The sequence below is a fragment of the Acetoanaerobium pronyense genome (assembly GCF_017874355.1).
Taxonomy (GTDB): Bacteria; Bacillota; Clostridia; order Peptostreptococcales; family Filifactoraceae; genus Acetoanaerobium; species Acetoanaerobium pronyense.
Window position 1 is genome coordinate 16,556 of record NZ_JAGGLI010000001.1, and the last position, 16,884, is coordinate 33,439.

A 16,884-nucleotide genomic window follows, 5' to 3' on the forward strand; every position below is an offset into this window, starting at 1 on the left:
TTAGTATAAGAATCTCTTTATTTTTATATGAATTATCGTTATAATAGGATTAATAGTACTCGAAAAAACGTTTATTCGTGAAAATTGTTTTTCAATTAAACACAAAAGTATTGTGTTAAAAACAACTTGGAGGTTGAAGAAATGAGAAAAATCCTTATCACTGGATCACTTGGACAAATAGGTACTGAGCTTACAATGTACCTTAGAGAGCAATATGGAAATGACAATGTAATAGCAAGTGGATTAAGAAAAGAAGGACCAGATTATATCTTTGAAAGCGGACCATTTGAAATAGTTGACATACTTAACGCACAGCAGGTAGCTGATGCTTGCGAAAAGCATAATGTAAATACAGTAATAAACCTTGCAGCACTTCTTTCAGCTGTAGCGGAAGGAAATCCTCAGCTAGCATACAACATAAACATGAACGGACTTTTCAATATTCTTGAGGTTGCAAGAGAAAGAGGAGCAGCAGTATTTACTCCAAGCTCAATAGCGGCTTTTGGACCTAGTACTCCTGCTGATAACACGCCTCAGGATACAATACAAAGACCTACAACTATATATGGAGTTACAAAAGTTGGTGGAGAGCTTCTTTGCGACTACTACTACAAGAGATTTGGTGTAGATACAAGAGGAGTTAGATTCCCAGGTCTTATATCTTACAAAGCACTTCCAGGTGGAGGAACTACAGATTATGCTGTTCATATATATTACGAAGCACTTAAGCAAAAGAAATATGCATCTTTCATAGACAAGGGAACTCAAATGGATATGATGTATATGCCTGACGCAATAAAGGCTATTCATGACCTTATGGAAGCAGATCCATCTAAGCTTGTTCACAGAAATGCATTTAATGTTACAGCAATGAGCTTTGACCCAGAAAAAATAGCTGCAGAAATCAGAAAGCATATACCAGAGTTTGAACTGACATATGATGTTGATCCAGTAAAACAAGCTATAGCTAATTCTTGGCCAAATTCTCTTGATGATTCATGCGCAAAAGAAGAGTGGGGATGGAAGCCTGACTATACACTAGAGACAATGACTATAGATATGCTTGATAAGCTTTCAGAAAAACTTGGAATAAGCTACAAGTAATTTAGAGATAGTAATAAGGAGGATAAAATGTCAAATATACATGATATGAAATATTTAAAAGACAAGGTTGATGAGTTAAAAGCAACAGGTCTTTACAAGGAAATAGCTACACTAGATGGACCAAATGAAGCTGAGTGTCTTGTAAATGGAAAAAAAGTAATAAACCTATCATCAAATAACTATCTTGGGTTTTCAAATCATCCAAGACTTAAAAAAGCTGCAATAGCTGCTATAGAAGAATTTGGAGCGGGAGCAGGAGCTGTAAGACCGATAATAGGAAACATGAAGATTCATGATGAGCTTGAGGAACTTCTTGCTGAGTTTAAAAGAGAAGAAGCAGTACTTGTATTTCAATCTGGATTCAATTGTAATGCAGGAACAATCCAAGCTGTTACAGATGAAGGAGACCTTATCCTTTCTGATGAGCTAAATCACGCTTCAATAATAGATGGAGCAAGACTTTCAAAGGCTAAGAAAGCTAGATATAAGCACTCTGACATGGAAGACCTTGAGAGAATATTAAAAGAAGACAGAGATAAATATAACAATGTTCTTATAATAACAGATGGTGTTTTCTCAATGGATGGAGATATAGCAAAGCTTCCAGAAATTGTTGAAATAGCTGAAAAATACAATTGTATGACTTATGTTGATGATGCTCACTCAAGTGGAGTACTTGGACAAAGTGGTAGAGGAACAATAGACCATTTTGATCTTCACGGAAGAGTAGATTTCACTATAGGAACACTATCAAAAGCTATAGGGGTAGTTGGAGGATATGTTGCAGGTAAAAAAGCTTCAATAGAATGGCTTAAAAACAGAGGAAGACCATTCCTATTCTCAACAGCACTTCCACCAGCTGCAATAGGAGCTATAATCGAAGCAATAAAAATGCTTATGGAAAGTGAAGAGTATACTGACAAACTTTGGGATAACGCTAGATATTTCAAAGAAAAAATGTCGACTCTTGGATTCAATACAGGAGAAAGTGAGACTCCAATCACTCCTATCATAATCGGAGAAGAGGCAAAGGCTATAGAGTTCTCTAAAAAGCTATTTGAAGCTGGAGTTTTTGTAAGCCCTATAGTATTCCCTACAGTTCCAAAAGGTACAGGAAGAGTAAGATGCATGGTTACTGCTGGACATACGAAAGAGCAACTTGATAGAGCAGTAGAGATATTTGAAACAGTTGGCAAGGAAATGAATATACTTTAAAAAATTTATATACTATAAAAAAAGAAGGTTGGCCATTAGGCCAATCTTCTTTTTGAGTTAAACATTCTAAAAAGCTGTATTATTAAGGTAGGTATAGCTGAACCTGCAAGTATTATAGCCCACTTATAAAAATCAAGAGGCTGGGTACCCATTACTGTATTGAAAAACGGAAGATACACTGCAACAAGCTGAAGTCCTAGAGATATAAAAAGAGATCCTATAAGATAAGGGTTTTTGAATATGGTTTTATCCAATCCAAATGATTTTTTTCCTCTTACATTAAAGATATGAAATAGCTGTCCAAATGCCATAGTTGAAAATGCCATAGTTCTTGCTGCTACTTCAGAATATCCATTTAATCCATACATAAATACAAACAATGAACCAAGTCCAATTAAAATTCCTTCTCCAAACATTCTAATCATAAAAGATTTGCTAACTATAGTCTGTTCAGGATTCCTAGGCTTACGTTTCATTATATCTGGCTCCGATGGTTCCCAAGCAAGAGACATAGCTGGGAGTACGTCTACAACTAGATTTAGCCAAAGAATCTGAAGAGCTAGTATAGGCATAGGAAGTCTTAATACTATAGCTATAAAAACAACAAGAATTTCAACTATGTTACATGAAAATAAGAAATATACAAATTTTTCTATATTGTCAAATATAGTCCTTCCTTCTTTTACTGCATCTACAATAGTTGAAAATCTATCGTCTGTGAGTATCATATCTGAGGCGTCTTTAGCAACTTCTGTGCCTCTAATCCCCATTGCAATACCAATATCGGCTCCATTTAGAGCTGGAGCATCGTTAACTCCATCTCCAGTCATTGCAGTAACTTCCTTATCTATATTTAGGGCTCTAACTATCTGAAGCTTGTTTTCAGGGGATACCCTTGCAAACACAGAGGTATGAAGTATTTTTTCTGCAAGCTCTTCATCTGACATTTTGTCCATTTCTCTTCCTGTTAGGACATCATCATAGTTTTCCATATCTATTTGACCAGCTATTATTGATGCAGTCTTAGGATGATCTCCTGTAATCATTATAACTCTGATGCCAGCATCCTGAGCCTCTCGAATAGCCTGCTTTACATCTTCTCTAGGAGGGTCTATTATCCCAGTGAGTCCTAAAAGCTCTATGCCATTTTCTAGAGCCTTCCTCATGGATTCTTCAGAGCCATCTCCATCATAGTCTCTGATTTTTCCTATAGCTAGTACCCTCATTCCTTTTTCAGCTAGAGAGTCATTTATTTTAATCATTTTTTCTACTATACTTTCTTTATCCTTTGCCATCTCAATTAAAATATCAGGAGCTCCTTTGATATATATAGTTTTTTGGGATGAGTCTATTTCATATGCTGTGGCCATAAATTTTTCTTTGGAGTTAAATGGAATTTCTCCAATTCTAGAGTAATTATCTTTTTCTAATGATTCTTTCTCAATGGAAGCTTTTTTACCTAATACAACAAGACTACCTTCTGTTGGATCACCAATTATCTTGTATTGATTTTCTTCTTCAGAAAGAGTAGCATTGCTTGAAAGAACAGATGCTGTGATTAAATCTTTAAGCTCCTCACTTTCATCTAAATTCACCTTTTCGTCATTTTCTAGGATATCTCCCTTTGGCTCATATCCGGAGCCCTCTACCTTATAGGCTTTTTCTGAAACTAGATATATCTCCCTAACTGTCATTTGATTTTCTGTTAGTGTCCCAGTTTTATCGGTACATATGACTGTGGTAGAGCCAAGGGTTTCGACTGCAGGAAGACTCTTTACAAGTGCATTATGGGAAGCCATAGTCCTCATTCCGATTGCGAGAGTGATAGTAGATACAGCAGGAAGCGCCTCAGGAACTGCTGCGATTGCAAGGATTATACCGATTTTTATCATAAAGTAGAGTTCTTCACCTGCTATTATACCTACAACAGTTACAAGTAGTGCTACAAGTCCAGAAAATATTATTAAAGTTTTTCCTAATTTATCCAGTTGTTTTTCTAAAGGAGTTTGTTCTTTTTTTTCATTTTTTAACATGGAGCTTATTTTACCTATTTCTGAATCCATACCAGTTGAAGTAACAATGGCATAAGCATTGCCCCTAGTAGCAGCAGTACCAGAATACACCATGTTTTTTCTATCTCCTAGAGGAGTATCTTTTTCAGATATAAACTTGCTATCTTTGTTTACAGCTTCGGATTCACCTGTAAGGGAAGACTCTATAGAAGCAAAATTTTTATCTTTAACTATTCTTGAATCAGCTGTTATAGAATCACCTTCTTCAATAAATACAAGGTCTCCTACAACTAATTCATTTGACGGAATTTCCTTTATTTTGCCATCTCTAATTACTTTAGAAATGGTCTTTGTCATTTTTTGGAGGGACTCTATAGATTTTTGTGCTTTATACTCAGAAATAAATCCAGATAAGATAGCTATTAAAATAGCGATTATGACTGCTATACCTTCAACTGTATCCCCCATAAAAAAAGCAACTATTGCAGCGGCAATAAGAAGATATACAATTATATTGTTTGTATTGCTAAAAAGAATTTCCAGTGCAGAAACCTTTTCAGAGGCTTCTAATTCATTTTTTCCATATTTTTCAAGCCTGGATTTTGCTTCTGATTCACTAATACCTTTTTCAATATCTGTATTTGAAGATTCAACTATTTTTTCAATTGAAATAGTATGGGGAGATTCAATAATTTTTCCCATAATTTCCTCCTTTTTTGAATAATATATTTTTAGATTTAGGTAAAATCAAAAAAGCATTCTCTTAGATATATATACAAAAAAAGTAATATGAAACCATTAACTATTCTTTAGTGGATATTTTATTAAAAAATGGATATAAAACATAAGATAAGAAGGGGTGGTTTTATGCTGAAAAATAGTGAGAAAAAACCTAGTAAAAAGTTTGAAGATATAAAGCTTAAGGATCTTGGAAAGGAACTTGCAAGACTTCAAAGAGAAATCCAAGAAAAAAAGATTCCTGTACTTATTATATTTGAGGGATTTGATGCATCTGGAAAAGGAACAATGATTAATGAAGTAATTAGGGAGCTTGATCCAAGGGGATACAAAGTAAGGGTATTTCACGAATCTACAGAGGAAGAGCAAAGAAAGCCGTTTTTATGGAGATTTTGGCAAAAAATTCCTAAAAAAGGTCAGATTGTAATATTTGATAGAAGCTGGTATAGAAGAGCTATGGAAGAAAGTCATGTTGATGTAAGAACTATGAAAGAGGATATTGAAGATATAAAAAATATAGAAAAGCAATTATCTGATGATGGGGTTGAAATTATCAAGATATTTCTTCATATATCAAAAGAAACTCAAAAAAACAGGCTAAAGTCCCTTGAATCAGATGAAGCTACTTCTTGGAGAGTAAAGAAAAAAGATATAAATCAAAATGAAAAATATGATTATTACTATAGTTTATTTGATGGAATACTCACTCAAACAAATTATAGCTTTAGTCCATGGGATGTTGTAATTAGTGAAGATAAAGAAGAATCATCTAAACAAATTATGACAATAATTGAGGAAAGACTAAAAACTAGGATTAAAGCAGATGAAAAATCAAAAGAAAAAGATACTATCAAAGACAAAATAGAAAAAGAGAAAAATCCTGTTTCTTGGATGATTGATAGGCTTGACCTATCCCTTGACTTAGAAAAAAAAGAATATAGTAAGATGCTAAATCTTCTTCAAAGTAAAATAGAGAACCTCTCATATGAAATGTATAGAAAAAAAATCCCTATGATACTTGTGTTTGAAGGATGGGATGCTTCAGGAAAAGGTGGAGCTATAAAAAGACTTACCTTTCCAATGGATCCTAGAGGATTTGAGGTGATTCCTATTTCAGCTCCTGATGAAACAGAAAAGGAGTATCACTATCTATGGAGATTTTGGAAAGATATTCCTAAAACTGGTCATACAGCTATATTTGATAGGAGCTGGTATGGAAGAGTCATGGTGGAGAGGGTAGAAGGCTTTGCAAAAGTACATGAATGGATGAGGGCATATGAAGAAATCAATCAATTTGAGAAGCATTTAAGAAGCTATAATGCTGTGATTTTGAAATTTTTTATTCATGTTGACAAGGATGAACAACTACAAAGATTTGAAAAAAGAAAAAATGATAAGGATAAGAGTCATAAATTAACAGAGGAAGACTGGAGAAATAGAGAAAAATGGGAAGAGTATAAAAATGCCATAGGAGAAATGATAGAAAAAACAGATACTCTCTATGCACCCTGGATAGTAATAGAGGGAAATTCAAAAAAATATGCAAGAATTAAAGTCCTTGAGGAAGTTTCTAAGGCTATGGAGTTAGCTATAGGTGAATACACATTAGAACAGGAATTATCTAAAGAAGAAGGGTATTGATTTCAACAAATAAGAGGGAAGTTAAAAATCTCCCTCTTTTTCTGTAAGAAACTTCCAATATTTTTTTGGCATCATAGACATTTGAAGCTTGGGATTTTTTCGGTTTTCAATTGCTAGGCTTTCAAAATAAGCCTTCCACCCTTTTTGATAAAATTCTTCATCCTTTGAAAGTGGAAGAGTTTTTATATTATCAAGTCTCGAATAAAAAATCTCTTTATTTTGATAAAAAGCACCATAATTTCTTTTAGTGTCGTGAATTATGAGGCTTTCATTTTTGAATCGACTTGCAAAATGAGGTATGATAAGTGGTGTTAAATCGTAGTCCGGTTCATAGCTACTATAAAAAAAGCCATTTTCAAGCTCTTTGAACCTTAGAAAACCATGCCATCTATGGATTTCTCTGGAAATCTTGAGTATCCTTTTTTGGAAATCAATAAGAGAAGGATGGCTAAGAGCCAGCTCTTTTGAACTGTTTTTCATAAGAACTGAGATATAAAATGCTATTAGGTTCTCACTCTTAGGATACAAAAATCCTTTATAGATATTTTGAAGAACCAGATTGCCCCACCTTTTCTCCATTCGTATATATGTTTTTTCAGCCAAAGTTTTATCTGTAACAATGTCTACAGATATTGAGTCTATAAATATTTGATTTTCAGAGCCTGGGCTTATCGTAAACTTTGAACCTTCTTTAAAAGCAACAGAAAGGGTACACAATAGACCGTCAAAAGTGGAGTCATATATATAATTAATCATATTTTCACCTTCTCAATTAGATACTTCCGGTAGTACTTGTAAAAATCTCACTAGGCTCAAGATCAAATATACTCAGCTGAATCCCTTCCCTGACTTTGTTTTTTACCTTTTCATCCATCAGCATAAAATCCCTAATATTGTCTTCGCAAAATCTCATTCCCATAAAATGTTTACCAGAGCATAGTATGAAAAACTTAGCTCTTTTCATCACTATACCCATCTTCTTCAAATCTTCAAAAGTTAGATTTCCCCATTTTCTGGCGGCTATTATCCTTTGAGCAGATTTTACTCCTACACCAGGAATTTTTAAAAGCATATCATAAGGAGCTTTATTTATTTCGATAGGAAAAAGATGAAGATTTTTAAGGGCATATTGTGCCTTAGGATCAAAAGCTAGGTCAAAGTCTTCGTTAACATCTATTAAATCAGTAGACTTAAATCCATAAAATCTAAGAAGCCAATCAGCCTGATAAAGTCTATGCTCTCTAAGAAGAGGTGGAGCTACACTAATAGCAGGGAGTGAGGAGTCATTATTTACAGGAATATATGATGAATAATAAACTCTCTTAAGGGAAAATCTGTTATAAAGCTCTTCAGAAAGACGGATTATATGTCCATCTCTTTCAGGAGAAGCCCCAACTATCATTTGAGTACTTTGACCTCCTGGCACAAAATGATTTTTGTTTTTTATTTTAATCTCCTTATGCTCTAAAAGCTTGGAATTGACAATATGCATTGGAGTCAAAATATCCTTATAGGTTTTGTCTGGAGCTAGTATTTTAAGACTGTCCTTAGAGGGAAGCTCTATATTTGAGCTAAGCCTGTCAACATATTCTCCCGCCTTTGAAATCAAGAGTGAATCCGCCCCAGGGATAGCCTTGAGATGGATATAACCCATAAAAAAATATTCTTCTCTAAGCATTTTTACTGTTTCTAAAAGAAGTTCCATAGTATGGGATGGACTTTTAATAATTCCAGAACTCAAAAATAATCCTTCGATATAATTTCTTTTATAAAAACTAATTGTAAGCTCACAAATCTCTTTAGGTGTCATAATGGCACGTCTTACATCGTTTGAGGTTCGATTTATGCAATATCTACAGTCGTAGATGCAGTAGTTTGTCATAAGAACTTTGAATAATGACACGCACCTTCCATCTGATGTAAAGGTATGACATATTCCGCTCACCTTGACATCGCCGATAGAGTTTGGAGATGATTTTCTAGGTTTAGAGCCGCTTGAGGAACATGAAACATCATATTTTGCAGATTCTGCAAGAATTTTTAACTTTTCAACTGTTTCCATTAAAACCTGCTCCTTTTTTTTAAAAACTTGAAAAACAAGCTTATAAATAAGGGAAAATTTACTTTCCCTTATATTATTATACCATTAAAATCAATAAAAAGGAACATATGTTCTTTGGTGGTTTTATTTTTTAATCCAATATAAATTTAAACATATTGTAAATACTTCTGTTAGGAAGTAATATATTTATATAAATTAAAAAAAGGTGATGCTATGGAAAAAACACTACTTTATTTATCTGCAATATTTCTTATTATTAATATTTTATACGTGACGTACATGTTTTTTAGAGTAAAAGTCTACTATGAAAATTTTTTCCTATCTTTGTGCGTTTACTTTCTTTCTTTAATAACTCCAAGTTTTATAGGAATATTCAAGTTTAATCTTAAATATGGTTTCTCTTTAGTTGAGCTTGGATATGGTTTTATGGTCATTATTTTTATATTTATTCTTATTCTTAGGAACAACTCTGTAATAATTTTTAATGTCAATTGGGAGGAATTTTATAGTGCGGTAAAGGAAGTATTAAGGCGAAATAAAATCCAAACTTTTTATGTAAAACCCACACTATATGTAGAGGGAAAAGAGACAATGATAAAAATGATTTACAGCGTCTTAAACGACAATATGATACTTGTTAAATACTCTAGAGTAGATGAGCTTGAGCTTGATGGAGTGTTTTTAGACGAGATAAGACTAGAGCTACTAAAAGAAAAAGTAAAAATAAGTCAAAGAGCAAGGTATACTTATTTTGTAGGAAACTTAATTTTGACTGCTTTACTTTTGGCAAATATTGGATTATAAATTAGGAGGTTTGTGGTGTTTGTTAACTCTGTAAAAGAAGGTGCGAAAAAAGGACTTGATACTACATTGATGCTTGGAAAAATAATTATACCTGTTTATTTTTTTATTACTTTTTTAAGTCATACTCCGGCTCTTGACTATATTGCAAAGCTATTTGAACCCTTTATGAATTTTTTTAATCTCCCAGGAGAAGCAGCTATAGTACTTGTTATGGGTAATTTTTTAAACCTATATGCAGCAATAGGGGCTATAAAAGCTTTATCTCTCAATCCTTTTGAAGTGACTGTAATTGCACTTATGCTATCATTTTCACATTCATTATTTATGGAAACGGCGGTTGTAAAAAAATTAAAAGTAAGTGCTACTAATGTGGTTTTACTTAGAGTATCTCTCATGCTTGGAATAGGCTTACTATATGGAACTTTACTTGGAGGTTTAATAAAGTGATGGATATATTAGAAATATTTAAAGAAGCGACTCTAGGCAGTCTTTCATCTGTATGGCAGATAGCTATAATAGTAATACCGCTTATGATTATAATGCAGCTGGCAAAAGATTATAAAATTCTTGACTATATAAGCAGGTTTTTAAAGCCTGTTACAGATTTTTTTGGAATGTCCAAGGAATCTGGATTTCCTCTTTTGATAGGTCTAATATTCGGGCTTTCCTATGGAGCAGGAGTTATAATTCAAAGCTCTAAGGAAGGGAATCTTTCTAAAAAAGACCTTGTGCTACTTATAGTATTTTTAGCAAGCTGTCATGCTGTTGTAGAGGATACTCTTATATTTGTAGCAGTTGGAGCAAACGGTTGGGTTCTATTTGGGGCAAGGCTTGTAGTTGCAGTCATTGCTACGTATATTATGTCAAAAAGGCTAGAAAAAGTATTTAGTCTAAAAGAAATGGATATTCAAAGAGAGATTATAAAACAAAATATATAATATTCTTAGAGCAATTTAAATGAAGTAAACCATAAGTATTGTGAAATATTTCTTCTTGATTAATGAGAGAAATATCGCGTTTCTAATGGTTTATTTTTTTGGACTTGAAAAAAATCTGTACCAAGTGTATTATTGTATGTAGTACACGTGATTTTTCTATATGGAGGTGAAAATATGGTAAAAATAGATATAAGAAGCAGAACTCCTATATACGAACAAATAATAGAATCGATAAGAGAGATGGTAGTAAAGGGAGTACTTAGGCCTTCAGATAAGCTTCCATCAGTAAGGGAAATGGCAAAAGAGATGACTTTAAACCCAAATACTGTACAAAAGGCATATCAAGAGCTTGAAAGACAAGGGCTGATATGCACAGTTAGAGGAAGAGGAACATTTATCTGCGAGGATATAAAGCCAAAGGACCAGGAAGAAAAAATAAATGAACTATTAGCTGAAATGAAAAAACTTCTTGTAGCAGCAATTTACTTAGGACTAAAAAAAGAAGAAGTAATAGTCGAAATAGAAAAATTATATGAAGAAATAAGAGCGGTAAGGGAGGCTAAAGATGATAAAAGGTGAAAATATATCAAAGAAGTATTCAGATGCTCCTGTAGTTAAAAATGTTGACATAGAGCTTAAAGAAGGGTCTATCTATGGGCTTATAGGTCCAAACGGAGCAGGAAAAACTACACTGATTAAGCTACTATGCGGAATATATGCTCCTGATGAAGGAACTATAAGGCTACAAGACAAAAATATATCTGTGTCAAAAGATATTAGGTCAATGATAGGATATGTTCCAGACAATCTTAATTTTTATCCTACATTTACAGTAAAGGATATGAAAGAGTTTTACAAAGGAATGAATCCTTTATGGAATGAAGATAGATATAAGCTACTTAGGGAGATATTCAGTTTTTCTGATAAAAAAAGGATTAAACATCTTTCAAAGGGAATGAAAACTCAATTATCAATACTTATGACGTTAAGCTCTATGCCAAAAGTAATACTGATGGACGAGCCAACCTCAGGCCTAGATCCTTTTGTAAGAAGAGAAGTACTCAATCTTATAATTCAAGATGTTTCATCAAGGGGTACTAGTGTACTCATATCTACTCATAATATATCAGAGTTAGAACAGATTTCTGATAGAGTTGGGTTTATGGATAAGGGAAAGATGGTTCTTCAGGAAGATATGGACAATCTTAAATTTAGATTTAAAAAGGTTCAGATAGCTTTTGAAGATGTAATGCCCCTTGAATTTGAAAAAGAATTTAATATTGTATCTTTAAAAAAATATGGAAAAGTATATGAAATTATAATAGATGAGCATTATGAGCTTTTTAAAACAAGAGCTATAAAGTACAAGCCTATATTAATGGAAAAAATGGATATGACTTTAGAGGAAATATTTATATACAGAATGGGAGGGGAAGGATATGCAGTCAAAGAAATTGCCATTTAATAAAAACCTTCTTCAAAAGGATTGGAAACTTGTTCAGTGGATTTTTTACAGTTTTTTAGGGCTTATGATTATTGCAGTTCCATATTTTATAGGTCAGCAGGCATCATCATTTCTAGCAGAATCTCAGTCACAGTACAACAATATTTATAGGCTTAGGACTATATTTAGAATAGAAAATCAAGTAGTTCTAATGGCTATTGGTGTGATACCAGTTATTTTAGCAACTCTTTTAATTGGAGAGGAAAAAAGAAAAAAAACCCTTGAAATTATGATAGCGGGACCTTATACGAGATTTGAAATATTTTTTAATAAGATTTTTTTAGGAGTATTTATCATCACTGTGCCAATAATAGTCTCAGGATTAATACTTATGGGAATGAGATTTTTTAGCCCACTTTTACTATCTCTTTATACAGGAATAGATATAGTTGCTTGGATAATCTCATATAGCTTAATTGGAGTTTCTGTGTTTTCATTTTCCATTCTTATAGGAATATTGATGGGTTCATCTTTAGGGCAGTTTATATGTTCCTATATATTCATATTTTTTCCTGTTGCTTTTTACGGACTTTTTCTAGTAAGCTATAACAAATTTTATACACTGATAAACGGAAATCATGTTCCATATGATAATGCTGTAAATAGAGCAGCTGAAATATTTGGACAAATTACCCCTATGTTTTTTTTCTATAAAGCCATAGAGCTTGCACCTGAAATTCAAATATTTCATTCCACACTTTTGCTTTTTATATCAATATCAATAATTGTGGTTTCTCATGTATTATTTGATTTATCAAAAATGGAAAAAAATTCAGAGCTTCTTACGTTTGAGTCCACTGAGGAATTTTTTAGATTTGGTATATTAATTTGCAGTATTCTTCTTGGAGGAGCAATAATTGGTGGTATAATAGATAGGGGCATTTCAGGTATGCTTATAGGCTACTTAGTAGGTGGATATGCAGGATATAAAGTTCCGAAATATCTAATTCAAAAAAATAGGGCAGCATAAGGAGGGATTGTATATGAATTTTACTAAAAATCACCTTAGGTTAGTCATATTAGGCATATTAATATTTGTAATGTCTATAATTATTAATGTAACAATAAATCCTATATCTTATAGAGACAAGCATAGCGAGACAGAAAATGAGTTTGAGCTTTTGAGTTATAGGAATAGCCTAATCCAAGAAAGACAGTACATGTCTACAACTAAAATAAGCGATGAAGAGATGTTTCATTACACCACTCGCACATATAGTCCATATTCAAGAGGATTCTCAAGAAATAGAGGATTTGATGAAGTAAACTCTTCTGATAGGGTGTATATACTGAGTGGCGAGAATTATGAAGAAATCTTAGAAAAACAAGATATAAAAAATATAAGTTCCATAGAATATGATCCTGCCTATAAAAGCAGGTTACCACTTGAGTATAATAGTATACTTGGAAATTACAGTATGATTGATAAAAATCAATATCCTGCCTTAATAGTATTTACAAAGGATGATTCTGTCTTAAGTTATTTTCATATAGATAGTAGAATAATTGACTTCGGAGAATTTGTAGAGGAAACGGGATATAGCCCTTATGAGAGTTTTTATCTTAAGCTGGATTCAAAGGATAAGCTATATATAGAAAAGGTGGAAAATAGGGGGTAGTATGTCTGTGGGAAAGGGGTAATATAAGTATGGTTAAAAGAGTAAATAAAATACTTGCTGGATTACTTATGTGTTTGGTATTAGTAAGCATTATAAATTTGGAGGATTCATATTCTGAGTCAGTTTCCAGTGAGTATTTAAAGCTAAATGAATATACCAACTTATACAAAAACTATTTCCATGGTTATGAAATACAGGTTTACGGAAATATGGAAAAAGATGAATCTATGATGGATATTCGTACTAGATTTGAAAACGAAAACACTATCATAGATATTTATTATAATGATTTTAGAGGAAAAAGTAATAACTTCAGCACATACACTAATTATGGGAACCTTCCTATACGCAAAAGTCCACTTTTTAGGGTAACAGAATCTAAAAAATTATCCATAAGTGGTAAAAGTGCAAATATTTTAAAATATGAAAGAAATAAATTCAATGAAGTGAAAGCCGATAAGAATTACTATGCGACTGCAGAAATTCCAAGAACAAATAATGAAGTAATAACGGTATTTATGAAATCTGAAAATCCAATAAATGATTTTGATGCTATTTTATCTACATTTAAGTTTACAGAGCCTCAGGAGGTTTCTTTAAGCCTTCCTAAGTTTAACCCATCATCAAGGAATATGAGTGAAGTGTCAAAAGCATTTATGAATGAATATTTTTCAGATGAAAGTACCTTAAAGTTTGGAATATTTGAACCAGAAGCTCCGAGCAGGACATATAATCTAGATAAAATAGAAGTCAGACTAGATTATAAGTTCCCAGTGGTTGTGAGATATCAGCATATGGATGAAAATCTTCCCTTATATGACCTCCAAAAAGCCAAGGAAATGGGAAGAGTTGTGGAGCTAACCCTGCAAACTACTATACAAAAGGATGGAAAAGTAGTGGATCTTACTAAAAACATCCTAGATGGTGAGTATAGGACATATTTTGAGAATTATGCAAAGGCTTTAAAGGAACTTAATCATCCTGTACTTTTTAGATTAAACAATGAAATGAATGGTGACTGGTGTATGTACAGTGCCTATCATTACGGAAAGGACGCGGATGTTTATATAGCGCTGTATAGACATCTATATGAGGTTTTTGAAAGTCAAGGTGCAAACAATATAATATATGTATGGAATCCAAATGATAAGAGCTTTCCGGATTTTAGCTGGAATAGCTATATGGCTTATTACCCTGGGGATAAATATGTAGACATAGTAGGACTTACTGGATACAACACAGGAAATTATTATAAGGGAGAATACTGGCATTCTTTTGAAAAAATATACGATGATTTTTATTATGAGTACTCTAATAGATTTAATCACCCTTTTATGATTACTGAGTTTGGATCGAGCTCCCATGGAGGAGATAAGGGACTTTGGATTGAAGATATGTTTAAGACACTTCCTAAATACGATAGATTAAAGGTTGCAGTCTGGTGGAGTGGAATCGATTGGGATAGTCAAGGCAAACCAGCTAGAATATATCGTATAGACGAAAATGAAGAGGTTCTTGAGGCTATGAAAAGCGGTTTTAAAAGTATTAAACCAGCTAATTAAATAAAAAATATAAAAAACAACTCTTTTAATAAAATGATTTAATGTGAATCATAATATTATTTGGAGTTGTTTATTTTTATTTAGTTTGGGAATAATATACAAGATGAGAAGGACCGATTAATGAAATATAAGGAGTTGATACATGTGGTGGAAATAAAAAGTCCTCTTACAGGAGAGCTAATTGGAACCGTGGACTTTACAAAGGAAGAAGAGCTTCCTTTTGTAATGACAAAATCTAAAGAATCCCATAAACTTTGGTCGAGTATATCCCTAAAAGAAAGATTGGAGTTTATGACTAGGCTTAGAAAATACCTAGTTGAAATGGGAAATGAATTAAGTCGGGAAATTGCAAAAATCACTGGAAAACCTGTGATTGAGGCTTATTCTGCGGAAATCATGGCCACTGTAGACGCTATAAAATATTATGAAAAAAATGCAGAAAAGATAATTGGGATTCAAAAGAAATCCACTCCAATTTATTTTGCTACTAAAAAAAGTTATGTGGAATATAGACCAATAGGGCCTGTGCTTATAATTTCGCCATGGAATTTTCCCTTTAATCTGGCTATGACACCAATTATATCGGCACTTATAGCTGGAAACTCTGTAATACTTAAACCTTCTCCGGAGACTATATTTATAGGAAAAATAGTTGAAAGAATATTTAAATCCCTTGATTTTCCAAAAGATGTAGTTCAGGTTGTTTATGGAGATAATGGCTCTGGGCTTGCTTCAAAACTAATAGATATGAAGCCAGCAAAGATATTTTTCACAGGCTCAACAGCAACAGGTAAAAAAATCCTAAAACAAGCCGCTGAGTATATGATTCCTGTAGAGCTAGAGCTTGGGGGAAAAGACCCTATGATAGTATTTAAGGATGCAAACCTTGAAAGAGCTGCTTCAGCTGCTATATGGGGAGGATTTACAAATTCGGGACAGGTTTGTCTATCTGTTGAGAGGCTATATGTTCAAGAAGAAATATATGAAGAGTTTTTGTCCCTTTTAAAAGGTAAACTTGGGGAAATATGGCAAGGAAATGAACCTTATGCAGACATGGGGTGTATGACAAGTCTTAGTCAGATTTCTAAAGTAAAAGACCATATGGAGGATGCAAAAGCAAAGGGAGCGGTATCTCATTCAAAAGGCAGTATAATAGATGGAAATAGATTTGTGCCTCCAACTATAATAATAGGGGCTGACCACGATATGAAGGTGATGAAGGAAGAAACTTTTGGCCCTTTACTTCCACTTATGAAATTTAAGGATGAGGATGAAGCCATATCTTTAGCCAACGATAGCGAATATGGGCTTGGAGCATATGTATTTACATCGGATTCCAACAAGGCATCAAGGGTTGCATCAAAGCTTGAAGCTGGAGTAATTGGAATCAATGATGTAATCATACCAGTTGCAAATATGGATTTACCTTTTGGTGGGGTGAAGTCAAGCGGTATGGGAAGATATCACGGAGAAGAAGGTCTTAAGATATTTACGAATCAAGTAGCTATTGTATATGATAGTGGAGTCAAATCAAAAGAAATAAACTGGTTCCCTTATTCAAAAAATAAAATGAAGCTTATGGAAAAAATGCTAAAACTGCTTCATAAATAAAAAAAGAGCCTAGGCTCTTTTTTTGGGAGGATAGGAAAATTTCATAACTTTATTAACGATTTTATTTCCATTAA

At 33.0% G+C, this 16,884-nt stretch carries 15 protein-coding genes; 12 read left to right on the forward strand and 3 right to left on the reverse strand.

What is annotated here, in order from left to right; translation table 11 throughout:
• Positions 1-141 precede the first annotated feature (141 nt).
• Together J2Z35_RS00110 and J2Z35_RS00115 are read left to right on the forward strand one after the other, a co-directional pair.
• Positions 142-1,104 carry an L-threonine 3-dehydrogenase gene (locus J2Z35_RS00110; RefSeq protein WP_209658094.1) on the forward strand — a complete coding sequence of 321 codons (963 nt, stop codon included), beginning with the start codon at positions 142-144 and terminating at the stop codon, positions 1,102-1,104.
• A gap of 27 nt (positions 1,105-1,131) precedes the next feature.
• Entirely contained in the window at positions 1,132-2,319 is a 1,188-nt protein-coding gene (locus tag J2Z35_RS00115) for a glycine C-acetyltransferase (RefSeq protein WP_209658096.1), read from the forward strand.
• A gap of 35 nt (positions 2,320-2,354) precedes the next feature.
• Here J2Z35_RS00115 and J2Z35_RS00120 read toward each other — a convergent pair whose 3' ends face one another.
• A complete protein-coding gene (locus tag J2Z35_RS00120) occupies positions 2,355-5,033 on the reverse strand; it encodes a cation-translocating P-type ATPase (RefSeq protein WP_209658098.1) in 2,679 nt (892 codons plus the stop codon).
• Between the two features lie 165 nt (positions 5,034-5,198).
• Between J2Z35_RS00120 and pap the strand changes: the two genes are divergently transcribed.
• Positions 5,199-6,710 (forward strand): polyphosphate:AMP phosphotransferase, encoded by a 1,512-nt coding sequence (gene pap / locus J2Z35_RS00125; RefSeq protein ID WP_209658100.1) that lies wholly within the window; start codon positions 5,199-5,201, stop codon positions 6,708-6,710.
• A gap of 21 nt (positions 6,711-6,731) precedes the next feature.
• On the opposite strand, the gene J2Z35_RS00130 is transcribed toward pap, so the two are convergent.
• Both J2Z35_RS00130 and J2Z35_RS00135 read right to left on the reverse strand, forming a co-directional pair.
• Positions 6,732-7,466, reverse strand: coding sequence for a TIGR03915 family putative DNA repair protein (locus J2Z35_RS00130; protein WP_209658102.1), 735 nt, complete (start codon positions 7,464-7,466; stop codon positions 6,732-6,734).
• 16 nt (positions 7,467-7,482) lie between these two features.
• A complete protein-coding gene (locus J2Z35_RS00135) occupies positions 7,483-8,772 on the reverse strand; it encodes a putative DNA modification/repair radical SAM protein (RefSeq protein ID WP_209658104.1) in 1,290 nt (429 codons plus the stop codon).
• 324 nt (positions 8,773-9,096) lie between these two features.
• Here J2Z35_RS00135 and J2Z35_RS00140 point away from each other — a divergent pair, with 324 nt between their 5' ends.
• The 9 genes from J2Z35_RS00140 to J2Z35_RS00180 all read left to right on the forward strand — a co-directional run bounded on the left by J2Z35_RS00140 (position 9,097) and on the right by J2Z35_RS00180 (position 16,810).
• Entirely contained in the window at positions 9,097-9,576 is a 480-nt protein-coding gene (locus tag J2Z35_RS00140; RefSeq protein WP_209658107.1) for a hypothetical protein, read from the forward strand.
• A gap of 15 nt (positions 9,577-9,591) precedes the next feature.
• Positions 9,592-10,023 carry a nucleoside recognition domain-containing protein gene (locus tag J2Z35_RS00145; RefSeq protein ID WP_209658109.1) on the forward strand — a complete coding sequence of 144 codons (432 nt, stop codon included), beginning with the start codon at positions 9,592-9,594 and terminating at the stop codon, positions 10,021-10,023.
• Positions 10,023-10,514: a nucleoside recognition domain-containing protein gene (locus J2Z35_RS00150; protein WP_209658519.1), complete on the forward strand. Its 492-nt coding sequence runs from the start codon at positions 10,023-10,025 to the stop codon at positions 10,512-10,514. The genes J2Z35_RS00145 and J2Z35_RS00150 overlap by 1 nt, the downstream gene beginning before the upstream one ends.
• 174 nt (positions 10,515-10,688) lie before the next feature.
• A complete protein-coding gene (locus J2Z35_RS00155; RefSeq protein WP_209658111.1) occupies positions 10,689-11,093 on the forward strand; it encodes a GntR family transcriptional regulator in 405 nt (134 codons plus the stop codon).
• Complete coding sequence (locus J2Z35_RS00160; RefSeq protein ID WP_209658113.1) at positions 11,080-11,979, forward strand: ABC transporter ATP-binding protein; 900 nt, start codon at positions 11,080-11,082, stop codon at positions 11,977-11,979. The genes J2Z35_RS00155 and J2Z35_RS00160 overlap by 14 nt, the downstream gene beginning before the upstream one ends.
• On the forward strand, positions 11,954-12,988 hold the full coding sequence (locus J2Z35_RS00165; protein ID WP_209658115.1) for an ABC transporter permease subunit: 1,035 nt from the start codon (positions 11,954-11,956) through the stop codon (positions 12,986-12,988). Before J2Z35_RS00160 ends, J2Z35_RS00165 begins: the two co-directional genes overlap by 26 nt.
• Positions 12,989-13,001: 13 nt before the next feature.
• The gene (locus J2Z35_RS00170; RefSeq protein WP_209658117.1) at positions 13,002-13,637 is read left to right on the forward strand and encodes a hypothetical protein; all 636 of its coding nucleotides are present in this window, start codon (positions 13,002-13,004) and stop codon (positions 13,635-13,637) included.
• A 29-nt stretch (positions 13,638-13,666) separates the two neighbouring features.
• Positions 13,667-15,199 (forward strand): glycoside hydrolase family 26 protein, encoded by a 1,533-nt coding sequence (locus J2Z35_RS00175; protein ID WP_209658118.1) that lies wholly within the window; start codon positions 13,667-13,669, stop codon positions 15,197-15,199.
• 120 nt (positions 15,200-15,319) lie between these two features.
• The gene (locus J2Z35_RS00180) at positions 15,320-16,810 is read left to right on the forward strand and encodes an aldehyde dehydrogenase family protein (protein WP_245330684.1); all 1,491 of its coding nucleotides are present in this window, start codon (positions 15,320-15,322) and stop codon (positions 16,808-16,810) included.
• Positions 16,811-16,884: the final 74 nt, after the last annotated feature.

Bases quoted from the DNA above. Each gene is read 5' to 3' on its own strand.
- J2Z35_RS00110 (WP_209658094.1), top strand. From the start codon at position 142: ATGAGAAAAATCCTTATCACTGGATCACTTGGACAAATAGGTACTGAG.
- J2Z35_RS00115 (WP_209658096.1), top strand. From the start codon at position 1,132: ATGTCAAATATACATGATATGAAATATTTAAAAGACAAGGTTGATGAG.
- J2Z35_RS00120 (WP_209658098.1), bottom strand. From the start codon at position 5,033: ATGGGAAAAATTATTGAATCTCCCCATACTATTTCAATTGAAAAAATA.
- pap (WP_209658100.1), top strand. From the start codon at position 5,199: ATGCTGAAAAATAGTGAGAAAAAACCTAGTAAAAAGTTTGAAGATATA.
- J2Z35_RS00130 (WP_209658102.1), bottom strand. From the start codon at position 7,466: ATGATTAATTATATATATGACTCCACTTTTGACGGTCTATTGTGTACC.
- J2Z35_RS00135 (WP_209658104.1), bottom strand. From the start codon at position 8,772: ATGGAAACAGTTGAAAAGTTAAAAATTCTTGCAGAATCTGCAAAATAT.
- J2Z35_RS00150 (WP_209658519.1), top strand. From the start codon at position 10,023: ATGGATATATTAGAAATATTTAAAGAAGCGACTCTAGGCAGTCTTTCA.
- J2Z35_RS00155 (WP_209658111.1), top strand. From the start codon at position 10,689: ATGGTAAAAATAGATATAAGAAGCAGAACTCCTATATACGAACAAATA.
- J2Z35_RS00160 (WP_209658113.1), top strand. From the start codon at position 11,080: ATGATAAAAGGTGAAAATATATCAAAGAAGTATTCAGATGCTCCTGTA.
- J2Z35_RS00165 (WP_209658115.1), top strand. From the start codon at position 11,954: ATGCAGTCAAAGAAATTGCCATTTAATAAAAACCTTCTTCAAAAGGAT.
- J2Z35_RS00170 (WP_209658117.1), top strand. From the start codon at position 13,002: ATGAATTTTACTAAAAATCACCTTAGGTTAGTCATATTAGGCATATTA.
- J2Z35_RS00175 (WP_209658118.1), top strand. From the start codon at position 13,667: ATGGTTAAAAGAGTAAATAAAATACTTGCTGGATTACTTATGTGTTTG.
- J2Z35_RS00180 (WP_245330684.1), top strand. From the start codon at position 15,320: ATGAAATATAAGGAGTTGATACATGTGGTGGAAATAAAAAGTCCTCTT.